The organism is Flavobacterium hungaricum (genome assembly GCF_015182285.1).
Taxonomy (GTDB): domain Bacteria; phylum Bacteroidota; class Bacteroidia; order Flavobacteriales; family Flavobacteriaceae; genus Flavobacterium; species Flavobacterium hungaricum.
Genome location: NZ_PRDM01000003.1, coordinates 662590 through 678146 on the forward strand (window position 1 = coordinate 662590; position 15557 = coordinate 678146).

Consider the following 15557-nt stretch of genomic DNA (forward strand, 5'->3'; position numbering starts at 1 on the left):
AAACTTAAAAATGCACTCCTGACCAAATTTCTTCAATTTTAGCTGCAAATTTATTATAAAATTTCGTTCCGCTAAATTCAATAGCTTCAATACTTTCTCCAGATCTTATAGCTGCCTCTATTCTATTATGCCCATCTACAATAAATTTTTCACCTTTATAAAGATATACATAAATACCGTCATTGTAAAAAGCGGGATCACCAGATTTAAGCATATTTATAAATTTTGCAATTGCTGCTTCACCTTGTGCCCCTATTTCTGTACTTTTTAAAAGTTTTAGTCCTTCGCTGGAATATTGAACAAATTTCATACCGCCACCTCCAGATATAAATCCAAGTGCTCCACTACCACCAATCCTACCTGGCCTATCAGTAAACATTCTTTCTAACAATGGTAATTTTTCCCATTGCGCTTCCGTTAAACCAGCCGAGTTTTTAAGAATGTACTTTATATCAATTAGTGTAGGTTTGTTTAATGAACTCGAATAAAAAGTACTATTTTTATAAACATGATCTTGAATTAATCTTGCATTTTTTGCATCTCCATTTCTGCTATTGATAGTGATATTTGGAAGACGTATACCCTCATTAGTTCCAATATCTCCATCTCGGTTAATAAACTGGTTAGTTCCTGCTCTATCAAAATTACCATAACCATCAGGATACCACATTGTACTGCCTGACTGGGCGCTTTCTTGCAATAGAGTGTTCCAAAATTTATTTGTCAGGTTTCCGCTTGGATCAGTATACAATAGTGGATTGTTTAAGACGTAACCATATGGATTGTAATTTTGTGTGTCGGTTAAATCCTGAATATAATTGTCAACCTGTAAGAACCTATGAATTTTTGGATCATATAATCTTGCATTCATATTGATCAGACCTGTTGTCTGCAGGTGCTCATGTCCAGTATATCCTCTGTCAATAACAGTTAACCCCGACAATATACTCCCCGATCCATCTTGCACTTGTATTATAGAACCCCATGCATCATATAATCTTTTTTCGATCAGTGTACCGCTGGAATTAGTTACAGCCATAATAGACCCTTGGTAATCCCTGTGTAAATATAGTAAATCTGATTGATTGATTCCGTTGCTTTTTACAATAACCGGAGCTGAGTAGGCATCGCCCCCCATGTAAGTAATAAATTCCGTTTCACCTTTCTGTATATTCTGTTTTACCTCCATCGTTCCATCTGCGGAATAATGTTTATGTAAAGGTCTTAAGACTTTTTCATCCTGCAGACTGCCATAATACATAGTACTTCTCTGGTCATTTGCATTATATGTAAAACTGATTTTGTCAATTCCTGACTCTTCAATTTGTATTGGGCTTTTAAAAGCATTATATGATATGCTTAGTTTTTTTTCTGCTATGTTGCCGCGGTTACTGTAATAATCAGCAGCCTCTGTAGAAAGCGTTATGGAAGTATTCTGATAAGGCTTAGAAGGATCATAGCCATAAGCACCTAAATTATTATCTTTAATAACCCCATACGCCTGATAGTTTTGTATTTCCTGGACGCCTGAATTATTTGTAAATTCTGTTAATCTGTTAAGATCATCATAAAAAAATGTTTCAGTATAATTTCCAAAAGAACTGTTTATTCGTTTTTTAAGGTTATCTGTGTTTTTGTCGAACTGGGTTGTAAGAGTTAACAAGTTATCGGTAGATGATATTGTTTTGTCATACTGTATTTTAGATAGGTATCCGTCTGTATCATATGTACTGGTTGCTTTTATTCCATTACCGGATATAGATTCTAAAATCTGCCCTTTAGCATTTATAGCGTTGACCTGCCACAGAGTCTGGTTATTAGCATCTAAAAATTTATGTAAAGAACCATTTTTATAAACATATTTAAAAACTACGGTGCTTATTTTACCGCCAACTTCTGCTTTTTTTGTTTCGACAGCAATCCTTCCTGAAGTGTCATATTCGAAAGACGTTGTAAACTTTGAGATCCCGAATTTTTCTTCACTTATGGATGTTGGTCTGTTATGAAGATTATCATAAATATATGTAGTTAAAGTTTCATTGCTTCCTGCGGGTTCATTATTATCTTTAAAATGAATGGTTAGAGGCAGCTTTAAAGAATTATAGGTATAATTTGTTTCTGTGCTTGTACCGCCTCCGGCAACTGTTTTTTTTGTAGGCCTTCCATACAAATCTCTCGTGATTGTTGTTGTTACGTTACCGTTTTGTGAAGTTTCCTGGGTCAGTTCGCCTATGTCATTGTTTGTATATGTGAAAATGCCTGCATTGGGATCAGTCAGCTTCGTTTTTCTTCCCCATCCATCTTGTTCAATAATTATATCCTGACCATTATAAGATGTTTTCTTCAAATTGCCATCAGCAAAATAAGTATAATTGATACTTCCTCCTATAGTTTCATTGACTGATGAAATTTGGCCAAGCGCATTGTTGTAAATTGTTTTGTTTTTTTGGCCATCAGTTATAGCAGCCGACAAGACTGAATAAGCGCTGGATACCGTTCTGCCGTTAAACTGTATATTTTGAGTAGGTCTGCTGTAAATGTCATATTTGGTTTCGTTCCACTGTGTTGGCGAAGAACCGATATATGGCTCACTGATTTTGTAATTTCGATCGAATATATCATACAGATAAGAAACGTAAGAAAAAGAATCGTTTAAATTTTTTGTCCCGGATTTTATTTTTCTGCCTAAATCATCAAATGTTTCTTCGGAAATACTGCCGTCCAAATCATCAGTTACAGTAATTGATGTTTTTTCATTATTTCTGGTATATGTGAATGATTTTGTTTTATCCAGAAGTTCATCTTTTGATGTTAACATTTTAAACCATGAATCGTAAGTATAGGATATGGATTGGCCATACTTGTCAGTCTGCTTCGTAAGTGTCCCGTTATTTGTATTATACTCAAATGTTGAAGAAAGTGATTCTGGGTCAGTTATTTTTGTAACAAATCTGCCTGTTGAATCATATTCATAAGAAGTTACCCGCGCAGTGACATTAGGTGAAGAAATTGTCTGCTTTTTAAGGTTGCCAAAACCATCAAATTCATTGTCTTCAGTAATATAACCTGTATTTGTTCCTTTTTTCTTTGTTTGGGTTAATAAATTGTTTGTATAGGTAAATAATTGTTCACTTGTCATTGTACTTCCAGAAACAGCTGCAGTTTGTGTTTTTTTTGCGGGTCTGCCTACTATATAAGTAGAAGAGGACGGAGCATTAAAATATTCAGTTGCAGCATTAATAGTTTGAAGAGTAGACGTTCCTTCTTTTACTGTAGTAGTTGAAGAGGTTATATTATTGAATGTGTCATAAACAATATTTGCAGTTTCACTATTTGAGTTATTCAAACTGTTGAACTCATTAGAGTTTAAAGTCTTTAGCTTAAATACTTTGTTGGACTGTAAAGCGTCTGCAGGAGTGTTGTATGTAATGATAGACTTAGTAATGAAGTCGGCAGGAGCGGAACTTCCATCAGGAGCATACTCTCGGGCTAGTCTAAAACTTTCAGTAGGTGCCCCCCTTAAATTAATCTGATTATTTACCACATTGGAAAAAATTGCTGTAGTATCATCGAACCAGTCCGTCTGATTTACAGATTGGAAATTTATAAATCCAAGTCCTTGGAAATTTGAAACAGCACCATAATAGTAAAACTGTCTTTTTCGGGTAGCATCTTTACTTTTCTGCTGTATTTTAGAAACAATATATGTGTTAGGGCTTAACCTGAGATCCAAATTAGGATAGTAGGTCAAGTTTGTGCTTGGCGTGTAGATATAGTTCCCGTCGGAATCAACGTTTTGAGGTTTTAAAGTGCTATATTCGATAGTTTCTTCAACCCCGTTTCCTGTAAAAATTTGAGCAAGTAGAGCACTTTGTCTTAGATTTTGCTCAGCTGTGAAATAATTTATTTTGCTTTGCGTAATAAATGCAATTTCTAGTGTTGAGTTGACACTGTTTACTGTATTGGATAAGCTCTGCATGTTCTGCGGTAAATATATTGGAAGCATATCCATACTAATGCTTGGATCGTTAACGCTGTATGTTTGGGGATATGGTGTAAAGGAGTCATAGCGATTAGGGTAAACACTTATAGTTGCAGTTCCACTGGAAAAGCTTTTAAGATTTACAAGATCTGTTTTGCCATCATTATTTATATCGGTACTAAAGAAATTATTGGTGCTTGTAGCGTTGTTTGCACTATATGGTGGAGCAGTGGTAATATTTTCTTTTATTAATGAGATTCCGGTAGATGTATATTTAGACCAGTTCGAACTGTTAAATGCATTTGGAATTAAAAATTCAAACTTGCCATCTCCGTTATAATCTCCCATTAATATAGGCATCCCAGATGTAATTGCAGGATCTGAGGCAGTGTTTTGATATAATAAATTTAGAGTATTGGTCTCACTCAAAGTAAAAACTCTAACATACCCTTGGTCAAAAATAAAAAAATCGGACTTGCCATCACCATTAAAATCTGCTACTTCAATTCTTGTAGCGGCACTTATTGAGTTTGGCAGTTCACCTGCATAAAATAGAAAGTTTGCGGTAAGATCTCTTTTTAAATCCACAAAGTATGTTTTCCTTGATACCGCATCTTCATTACTGGCAGTACATCGTCCCGTTGAAGTATTTTCTTTACAATAGCGGTGCGAGGCACTTAAATCAAATGCTATTACATCTGTAAGTCCATCACCGTTAAAATCTCCTGAAATAATTTTTTTAGGAAAGATTCTGCCTGTCTGGCTTGTCAATGCGCAAAGTGAAGTACAGGTTTCGTCTATAAGGTCCAGTGGAAAATTTACAACTTTGCTGTATTGTGGTGCAATCGAAGAAACATTTCCTTTACTGTAGATTGTAAAAGTATAATTTGTATCTGTCTTTTTTGTAATTGCCCATCCCTGCGGCATTACAATATTAGTAGAGCTTAGAGCTGTTACGGGAAAAATATCTTCGAAAGCACCTATATTCTCCTGAGTTGCAATATTAGTATTGTCAGATTTTATATTGGTGTAGAGCCAGTATTTATTCTTCATATCAGTACCTGAAGTTCGATATAAAATTAAATCCATTTTTCCATCCGAATCAAAATCTCCAGAGATACTGGCTGTATTTTTTGTAGTAATATCTGCTAAGTTTATATTTGATGTAGCCGGTAAATGATGAATTCCTTCCGTCAACGGCGTATACCAAAATATAGTTGGGTTGTAAGCTTTGGTATTATCTCCGCTTTTTTCGTCAATCTGGGTAATTACATCCAGTTCATCATACCTTAGCTGATAATTTCTAAAACCAATTCCATTGCCTGTTACTTTTATCTGAGATAAATTTTTATCCCTGACAATATTTATTCCTCCTACGTATCCATTTTCAGCGGCAGTTCGTGTTGTGTAAATAAATTGGATTTCATTGATTGGAGCTGCGGGGGTTAAAGTTCCATATTTGATTGAAGAAATGTATAATGAATTAGTTGAATTTAAGTATTCGTAACTGATTTGTGCTCCTTGAGGATTAATCCAGCTAGTAATAGACCAATCAGTAACTGAACGCGAATCTGCAGAATTTCCATAATAAGCCTTTGTCCCGTCTGGATATTCAACTATAAAGTACGCAGGCCCATAACTACTTCCATTTGGGTGTACACCGTATGAGGTGATTTTAAGATTAGAATAGTATTCAGTTTCATATACCGTGCCATGTGCACCATATGTATCTGTTCCGTTCTTTACAATTAATCGCTGGCCGTTAAGGGCAAACCTATCTAAAACATCAAAATCCACGGGGTCAATCACTCCGTCATGAAACTTGGTAGATGGAATTCTGGTGATCGCAGAAACTCCGCCAATATCCCAGCCTTGGGCAGCAGTTCCCTGAAAAGGACTGCGGCTGCTATAGTCCACGCTTATTTGAGGCACAACACCGGTAATTCCCGGCGGGACGGCTATTGGTACTGAGTAATTTGCCGCACCAGTTAAGGAAATATTTAATTTGCCATCAATTATTCCAACTTCAGAGGAGCTGTTAATAGGATAAAATTGAGCAGAAGCAGTAAAGCTGTATATTAAAAATAGAATTGAAAAGTAAAACTGTTTCATATGCTTTATTTTTTTATGATTTTGATAGTTTTTGAATTCCCTTTGTCATAATTTAACTGCACCAGATAGACACCGCTGCTGTAATCTTGAAAAGGAATGTTAATACTATTTGCTTTAGTGTCAGAATAATTTTTCAATACCTGCCCGCTGATGTTATAAATCTGAATAGAAGTAACTAAATTTTGATCTGCGAGCTCCCATTTTAAAAATAGTTCCTCTTTAACTGGATTTGGGTAGTAGGAAATAATATCATCAGGTGAAAATTTCAAAAGGTCTTCTTGGGTGAGCGCTTCAATTTCTTTAACTTCTTTCGCAGGTCTGCCGGTTACCTGACAGCCTAGACATAACTCACGGACAACTTGATTTCCTGTCAGGGGATCGTAAGAGAATTTGAGTTTATACTGTGCGTGGGATGTGAAAAAAGTACAAAAAAATAAGATTACTATAATGTTTCTCATGGGGTGATTGGTAATTTTAGAGTTTTCAAAAAATAAAACAAATGTTGAAAATTTCTTAATCGAAACTTTACGGTTTTCCGTAAAGTTGTAAAATTTAACATATTTATATATGAAATGTTTTTTCGAAAAGATGTACGAATTTCTCTGAATTTACGTGGTAGTTTTAGTCAAGTTTACCTAACTCTTATATAAACAGAAAAATCAGATTTCTCTGAAACTTTAAATTATCATCGGGAGTAGGAGCCGAATCTGTTAGTTAGAAAAAACTACTAGGAATAAAAGCACATAACGATTCGAACCCAAATTCGGCAGGCCTCAATTTTGCTGAGTTTTTACTTTGTTAAAAAGTATTGTGCCGCGATTGTCGCACGAAACTCTATACATCAATTTTTAAGTAACCTTAAGATGGATTTAGATTTTATTTGTTGTGTAGGAAGAGGTTCCGCTTTGAATTACTAAGACTCCTAGTAAATACTGGACTTCATATGTTATTCAAGAGACAGTGCAAAAAAAAGTCTCGGTTTTAAACAATTTCTTTACGCAGGTTTTAGTTAGTTAAAGCGGTTTTTTTGAATCAAAAAATTGTTTCATTGTGATGTAGAAATTTCACTTTTCTCTATCAACAAAAAAAAAATGAAAGATGTAATGGAATGAGAATTCTCTTTTTTAAGTGGGATTCAAAATTTATAATTTGTTCTTGTAAGATGTAAACTTACCTAATAACCGTAAAAAATTCTCGTTTCAACAATTGAATATATTTATCTAGAAACAAGGTTTATTGCGTACCAATCATGAATTCCACCGATCAAGAATTTCAGAATTTTATCTGTTTACACTCTTAAACCTCATTCTCCTCGGTCATATCTATAGTTTTTGGATGCAGACTCAACAGTTGTAAAACGATGGCAGTAACCACTACAAATAACAGCAGTACAAAAACGTGTCTCATTCCTCCATTATCAGCAGCTTTTCCTAAAAACTCGGTGATTACAGCTCCAGCAGAAATTCCTACAAAATTCATAATTCCATATCCGGTTGCTCTGTAACGAGGTGCCACAAACTGGCAAAGAATTGGCATATTGTTCGTATCGTATATTCCAAATCCAAGCCCAAAAAGGATCGCTCCAAAAATAATAGCTGCTATATCACAACAGTAGCCAAATAAAAATAAGGCCGGAATGGTAAGAAACAGCCCAATAGCACTCGTGTAAATTCTTCCCTTAAGATGTTTCATCACCCATCTGTCTGAAATAGCACCGCCAATTAAAACCCCAAAAAAGGAAGACATTGAAATGGTTACGGTTGCAATTGGTCCCGCCATAGACATATCTAAATGTAAAGTTTCAGTAAATAAGGTGGGTAACCAGTTTTTAGCTGCCCAGCCTGGTAAACTTGGTGAAGCGAAATAGAATAGTAAAACCCAAAAGGAGATATTACCGAATAATATTCCCAATCCTTTGAACATCTGTTTGAATTCATAGCTTAAAGATGACTTTTTTGAAGGATCAAAAAAGTAGGCTTTCTTTTCCTGTAAAAAAAATAGTAATACTAGACTATAAACGACACCGAGCAAACCTACAGAATGAAAGCTGAAATGCCATGAAAAATGCTTAGAAATAGTGGCTCCAAAACCACCCAGCGCCTGTCCTAAGTAAATTCCAGTGGTATGAATCGCAATAGCAAAAGAGCGTGTTTTTTCCTGATGGTAATCTGCAATTAAGGATAATGCAGCAGGAATATAAAAAGCTTCACTAAAACCCATAATGCCGCGCAAAATATAAATCTGATTGAAGGTTGTGGCATAACCCATCGCCATAGTAACCCCGGACCAAATAAAAAGACTTCCTATGATTATCCTTTTTCGGTTAAACCGATCTGCTATAATTCCGGAAACAGGGCTCATAAGCGCATATATCCAAAGGAAAATAGCCATTAAAAGACCAAAATTTTCAGCTTTAGCCAATTCAGGGATGTCGTCCATCATCGCTGATTTCATGGTGGAAAGCATTTGTCGGTCCAAATAATTCAATAAAGCTACAAACCACAACAAGCCGACAACAATCCATGGATAGGATTTTTTTTCATTCAATTTTGCAATCATTCTCTTTTTTCAAAATAAAGGCCGAATATACGAATTCAAACGGAACAGGAAAGAATTGTTTTTCTATGTTACATGTTTATAATGTATGGCTGCATAAATTAGTTAAGACGACTTAGCAAGATTTGTAAAGTATTGTTTAGAGCCCTATTCCCGGTGTAACAAAAAAGCTTCAGATTTCTCCGAAGCTTTTTTATTATACAAAATTTGATTTAGATTGCGGGCGTGGTTAGGATTATAGATAGAGGTTTTTCATTATGCAAAAAAATCAAAAATACAAAAGCATATCTAAATTCAATCCAAAAAAACAATCACTACATACGATTGCTGTGTGCAGTATTATTTTTTGGCAAATAGCTCTTCAGCCTCTTTTCTCGATTTGTCAAATATATTTGTTCCAAATTTTTCCAATATTATTTCTTTTATTGTTTTTGAATAACATTCTGAATAATTGGTAATTACACAACCGCCGTTACCTACAATAATTCCATATTTTTTTTCACGATATTCCTTAACGAATTTATTTAATTCAGGATTTTTATCAAATACCAAACCATAAGACAAACATTTGTAAATGCCTTTTTGAGCGTCAATTTTGGCGTCTTCAATTCCTTTTTCGCAACTTTGTTTCACCCAAACAATAGAATCTTTTTCAGTTTTATTTTTCTCTTGAGAATAAATAAATCCAAATGTACAGGTCAATACAAAGCAAAAAAATGTTTTCATAGAGGTTCTAAATGTTGCGGACAGGTTTTGGCGCTGTCTCAGTTAGGATTAAAGATGTTATTTTTAAGATGCACCATTTTGCGCAAATTCTAATAGTACTGCTTTGGCGAAATGATTACCAAATCGTTATTCTGTCTTTCTGCGGGAGAAACATTTTGTCTCCAGGTTTTACATTAAATGCTTCGTAGAAAGGAGTTGTGTTCATTAGAGGGCCGTTTACACGCCAATTTGGCGGCGAGTGCGGATTATTGTTAATCCATAAACGCAGGAACTCGTCTTTCATTTTTACACGCCATATTTTGGCTATAGAGATAAAGAAGCGCTGGTCTGGAGTAAAGCCGTCAATTTTTGTATTTCCTTTTCCTTGTTCGGTCATTTTAAAAGCATCATAGGCAACCGCAATTCCTGCAATATCTGCTGTATTTTCGCCAACTGTCATGGCGCCATTAATGTGCAGATCACCTAAAACAGTATAAGTGTTGTATAAATTGATAACCTGTTGTATTCTTGCCTTAAACTGTGCATAATCTTCTTTTGTCCACCAGTTTTTTAAGTTTCCATTTTTATCATATTGCGCACCTTGGTCGTCAAAAGTATGGGTTATTTCGTGACCTATAACCATTCCGATACCTCCATAGTTAAGTGCGTCATCGGCATTATTGTCAAAATACGGGGCTTGTAAAATACCTGCAGGAAAAACAATTTCGTTTGCCGTAGGGTTATTGTATGCCGTAACGGTTGGAGTGGTAGTATACCATTGTGATTTATCGACTGGTTTGTCCAATTTTGCCAGCTGAAATTGATATGCCGCTGCAGAAGCCGAAACCATATTCTCAAAGTAGGTATTCCTAGCTATGCGTACATTACTATAATCTCTCCATTTATCCGGATAGCCAATTTTTTTCGTAATGGCGAATAATTTTTCTTTGGCTTTTTGTTTTGTAATGTTACTCATCCAATCTAGCTTATCAATTCTTTTGGCATAAGCTTTTTGCAGATTATTCACGAGAACCAACATACGTTTCTTGGCATCTTCAGAAAAATATTTCTTTACATACAATTCACCAAGTGCTTCTCCTAAGTAATTGTCAACCACATTCGCCATTTTTTCGCCGCGTGATTTTTGAACTGCCTGACCAGAAAGTACTTTCGTATACTCAAATGAGGCGTCTACAAAAGGCTTACTCAAATCATCCGCATATCTTTCGATAGAATTTGCTTTTAAGTAAATTTTCCAATTATTAATAGGAATGGTTTTTAGGAGTTTGTTCAGGGCATCATAATAGGCTGGCTGAGATACATTTATAGAATCGGTTTTGGCACCTAAATTATTTAAAAAAGCAGTCCAGTTTATATTAGGATGCCTTTTTACAAGATTTGTCACAGCCATTTTATTATAATTTGCCTGCACATCACGAAGTTCAACTTTTGTCTTGTGCGAAACGGCCAATTGCTTGTCAATATCGTAAACCAAATCAGCATTCTTTTTGGCCTCTTGAGCATTACTGCCTGTTAATTGAAACAATGCAGTAAGGTATTTTTTGTACGACTCCTGTATAGCAACGGTTGAAGCATCTGATTTGAAATAATAATCCCTGTCTGGCAAACCAATACCGGTTTGATAGATTTGAGCAATGTTCATACTGCTGTTTTTATCATCGGTCGACACTCCGAATTCTATAATTGACGAATTATCGGCTTTGACTTCATTAACTACAAAATTCATTAAAGAGGGTAAATCGCTGATTGCGTCGATTTTGGCTAGAAGAGGTTTTATAGGCGTATAACCGCGTTTGTCAATGGTTACAGTATCCATACCTGAAGCATAAAAATCACCAACTTTCTGCGCGATACTTCCTTGCGCATTATTACTTTTTGAAATACTGTCCAAAATACCCTGCAGTCGCATTCGCTGCGGGAAATTCATAAACATGTAAGCACCCACGCCGGCTTGAGATGCGGGTATTGATACAGAATCATACCATTTGCCATTTACGTATTTAAAAAAATCATCACCAGGCCGTAATGTGGAATCTATTCCAGTGATAGCAACATCTTTTTTTTCTTGATGTTTTGAGCACGCTGTAAAAGCCAGGCATGCAATGAAGAGCATTAATGAATTTTTCATAATCTAGATTATTTCTATTAAAATGAACCGGAAACGTTTGAAGACAGAATTTAAAATGTATATTCTTGACATAATTTTCGCATAACAATATACGAATTCGGTTTTTAATTCTGAATTTTTCTTAGAATTAGTATTTAAGCTGCACATTCCGCAATGCTATAAAGACTTTTTTTACGGCTGATAAAAACATCAATTCCTTTTCTCTGTCCTAAATTTCAGGGTTTTAAGTTTGAATCTAAAACCAATAAAAATGTTTTAAGAAGGATGCTTTTTCAGGTAAACAATTAGATGGATACTGTATAAAAAGAACTGTGTAAATAAAAAAAGAAGAAACCATCCTTGTCGGACTGTTTCTTCTTTTTTGAACGATTTTAACCTAAGTTCCAATCGTATATTTAAAGATGATTATATGCTGTAATACAATCAATATTAGCTGTTATCTTAATTTCCCAACAAAGATTAAACTGCCTCCAAGCGCTTCAGAAACTACTTCAAAATCAGCAGCACCTTTTTGTTTTAAAAGGCTGAATTTACCATCTGGAGCTGTGATGTTACCATAATATTCTACACCATCAATTGTACCAACAGTATAAACTGTACCGTATTTTTCGAAAGATGTAAATGGCTCCACTTTTAATGTTTTTAAATCTACAAGAGCAAATTTTGTTGGAGCATTGTACCAATCAGCAGGTTTTGCAGGTGGTGTAAATGTATTGTCAAGATATTGAGCAAGGGCTTTACCTCCGTGAACGTAAGCTACTACATTTACTGAATGTGCATTTAAAGGCGCTTTCAGGTCTACAAAGAAATTTTGATCAAATGTTCCGTCAGGATTTACTTTTAATAATGCTCCTGCTGGCGGAGCTCCTGTAACTGTGCTGTAATCTAATGAAAGTGATGTAGCACGTGAAGGTCTGTAGTATAAAGTACCATCATCTCCTTTAGCAAATGTATCATATCCCATTGACATACGAGTATCTTTAACATAAGTAACCACTTTTGATGCTATATCAAAAACCGCAATTTGAGCGTATTGTGGAAACTTATTATAATCAGTAGGAGTTGCAGCTACTGGTAAAATGATTTTTTTAGCAGAAGTAACATAACTCATATAAGTTGATGTTTTAACAGCAGCATCATTACTTAATGGCAGTGGAGTTACTGTAATAGTTTCTGTAATACTCATAGTCGTTGGATTGAACTTAATAATTTTTCCGTCATTTAAGGCGAAAAAATAAGCTTCTGTTTCAGATACGAAAGCAGGAGGTCCAAAAGTACCGCTTACACCAGTTCCGGCAAGGCTTAAAGCATCTGCACTCGAAATTTTCATCTCGTTGCTTACGTTGTATTTCGTTAAAGTAGAAGCTGTACCATTCCAAACATAAGGATGTTCGCCATAAGAGTATATTGTAGCACCTGGACCAATCTCTGTCATTGTTTTATAATCAAGAGTTGAAGGGAACTTATCATACGCTCCTAAATAAAAAACTCTTCCTGATGGAGTATTTACACGAACGGATGCAATAACTGCAGGATTATCACCTTGACCTCCTTCATCTGTTTTGGGATCATCAGAACTACATGATGTGAATGCGAACATTGAAGACATTATTGCCAATACAGCATATCTTTTAAAAAATCGATTTGTTTTCATATTACAGGTTGTATAATTAATTAAAATTGAGTTACTAATTTGATATTAAATGATCTTCCTGGCTTTTGAACGCCTAAAAAGTCATAATTTTTTTCATTACTTAAGTTTTGAATCTCTGCTGTTAAAGCATATTTAATTCCGTTGAAACTGTTATGATACGTAGTTCCAAAATCAAAAGTGTACTGGCTTGGAATAACAAATTGATTATTAGAAGCACTTTCCCAGCTTCTATAAAATTCATATACATACCTTGCATCCAGAAAAAGAGCAAATTTATCTGCCTTGCCAATTAGGTTGTATAAAGAATAATTAGCGCCTCCGTTAGCAAAAAAATAAGGCTGGTTTGGAACTCGGTCACCTTTATAAGCTGCAAATATTCCTTCGTTTGAGTCATTATAAAAATGTTGATACGTACTGTTTGCATGGAACGAAAGCCTGTCGTTTTTAGAAGTCCAGCTTCCAGCCAATTCAATTCCTTTGGAAGTAGCTGCAAATACATTTTGATAGACATTATTACGATCCAGAGCTGGAACAAATAAGATTTGGTTGTCTATTTTTCTTAAAAAGACATTTGTCTGAATCTGCCAATTGCTCTTTTCTAAATTTTCTTTAGACTTGAAGAAAAGTTCAAAATTTACGTTGTGGCTGCGTTCTGGTTTTAAGTTTATATTCCCTTGTACAAATTGGCCGTCTCCAAATAATTCGTCTGTCTGAGGCAGACGTGTAGCATATTCATACGTTAATTTTGTTGAAAACTGCTCATTAAATTTATAACGCAATCCATCTCCAAAACCAAAATAGTTTACGTTTCTGCTTTCTTCTATTACAGTATTGTTAGAAGGAATTTTTTCTTCTGAATTGATTTTCTGCATATAATGTTTAACAAAAAACAGATTTTCTAGCCTCTCATTAAATGCATTTATTTTAAAATCTGCGCCATTAACCCATGTAAACAAATCTCTTACAGCAGCTGCAGCATCATACCCATTAATAAGTCTGTCGTCTCCGGTTTGTTTGGAATAGGTGGGTGCCGAAGTAAAACTCAAAGCATATCGCTCATTGATTTTCCATGAAGCTTTCAAACGAGCAAAAACATCATTATTCCATGTAAAAGTATCGCTTGGGCCTGTAGATTCTGTAATCTCGCCGCTGACGTTTCCTGCAGAATCTTCGATACGTTGACCATACCAATTGTAGACATAATCAGATACATCTTTAAATTGGCGTTCTCTGTAATTGTATCCAGAAATAAAATCTAAATTAAAATTATCTCCAAAATCGTTGCGGTAGGTAAGGACAGTTCCTGCCGCTTTTCGATACGTCATAACTTCTCCATAAGGAGCTCCAACCATTAACTGATTATGCTGAATTTCTTTTAAATAATCGGTATAAAAACCTTCAATACTCAATTCCTTTGCCCAAATTCTGTCTTTTATTCCTGTTATTAACTGAATTCCGTAGCCTTCGTAAGCATCATGAAATCTTCGCACAGTTTCTTTTTTAATCTTTCCAGAAGCATCTGGAATATCAACATCTACTTTATAATTGTTTTGTGAAGTGTCGTAAAACCCGTTTCCTTTTATAAAAAAACCTGTCTTTTTATTATATTCACTAAGTATTAATGATGTTCTGTAAGTACCAAACGATCCTGCCTGAGCCGAAAAAGAACCGCTGAAACCAGATTTCATTTTTGGAGTAATTAAATTGACTGCACCGCCAAGAGCGTCTGCTCCAAATTCGATAGGAACAACTCCCTTATAAACTTCAACACGATCAATTAAATTAACCGGAACTGTTGAAATTCCGAAAGTATAACCGTGATATTCCAAAGGAATTCCCTCAAGGAAAAATCGGATTTGATTTCCGGTAAGTCCATTCATCGAAAAATTGGTTCGTGAGCCTAAACCACCGGTACGTCTAATATTTATACCCTGTGTCTGGGCAAGTACTTCGCCTAAATCTGCGGTTTTAAACTTCGCTTCTTTCATTTCTATTACAGAAACGGCTTGGGCTGTTTCTTCTTTTTTTCTTTTTTCAGACACACCTTTTACCACGACATCATTTAGTTTTTCTGCTTCTTTTGATGTTTTTTCAACTTTTTCTAAAGTTATAGACACCAAAGTATTTGGAGAATTTTCTAAAACAACTGTTTGTTTCTTTGAATTATACCCTTCTAAATTTACTTCAATTGTATACCTGCCATCTGCCAGATTCTCTATCTGATAAAATCCATCAATATTTGTTTTGGTATTTATTTCTGTTCCTAAAAGCTGGATGTGAACTCCTGCTAGCGGAATTCCAGCTTCATCATTTATTTTACCAGATATTTTTTTTTGTGCCAGTAAAAATGCTGACGAGAATAAAAAGAGCAATACTATTTTGAGCTTCATGAAATATAC

At 35.0% G+C, this 15557-nt stretch carries 7 protein-coding genes; all 7 read right to left on the reverse strand.

Annotated features, from left to right (window positions below; all coding sequences use genetic code 11):
• Positions 1 to 4 precede the first annotated feature (4 nt).
• Positions 5 to 6094, reverse strand: coding sequence for an FG-GAP-like repeat-containing protein (locus C4F50_RS15940; RefSeq protein ID WP_194139634.1), 6090 nt, complete (start codon positions 6092 to 6094; stop codon positions 5 to 7).
• Positions 6095 to 6099: 5 nt separating this feature from the next.
• Positions 6100 to 6552, reverse strand: a complete 453-nt coding sequence (locus tag C4F50_RS15945; RefSeq protein WP_194139635.1) for a T9SS type A sorting domain-containing protein — start codon at positions 6550 to 6552, stop codon at positions 6100 to 6102.
• 838 nt (positions 6553 to 7390) lie between these two features.
• On the reverse strand, positions 7391 to 8653 hold the full coding sequence (locus C4F50_RS15950; protein WP_194139636.1) for an MFS transporter: 1263 nt from the start codon (positions 8651 to 8653) through the stop codon (positions 7391 to 7393).
• A 336-nt stretch (positions 8654 to 8989) separates the two neighbouring features.
• Positions 8990 to 9376: a hypothetical protein gene (locus C4F50_RS15955; protein ID WP_194139637.1), complete on the reverse strand. Its 387-nt coding sequence runs from the start codon at positions 9374 to 9376 to the stop codon at positions 8990 to 8992.
• Between the two features lie 115 nt (positions 9377 to 9491).
• Entirely contained in the window at positions 9492 to 11504 is a 2013-nt protein-coding gene (locus C4F50_RS15960) for a M13 family metallopeptidase (RefSeq protein ID WP_194139638.1), read from the reverse strand.
• Positions 11505 to 11940: 436 nt separating this feature from the next.
• The gene (locus C4F50_RS15965) at positions 11941 to 13158 is read right to left on the reverse strand and encodes a DUF4374 domain-containing protein (RefSeq protein WP_194139639.1); all 1218 of its coding nucleotides are present in this window, start codon (positions 13156 to 13158) and stop codon (positions 11941 to 11943) included.
• A gap of 20 nt (positions 13159 to 13178) precedes the next feature.
• On the reverse strand, positions 13179 to 15548 hold the full coding sequence (locus tag C4F50_RS15970) for a TonB-dependent receptor (protein WP_194139640.1): 2370 nt from the start codon (positions 15546 to 15548) through the stop codon (positions 13179 to 13181).
• Positions 15549 to 15557: the final 9 nt, after the last annotated feature.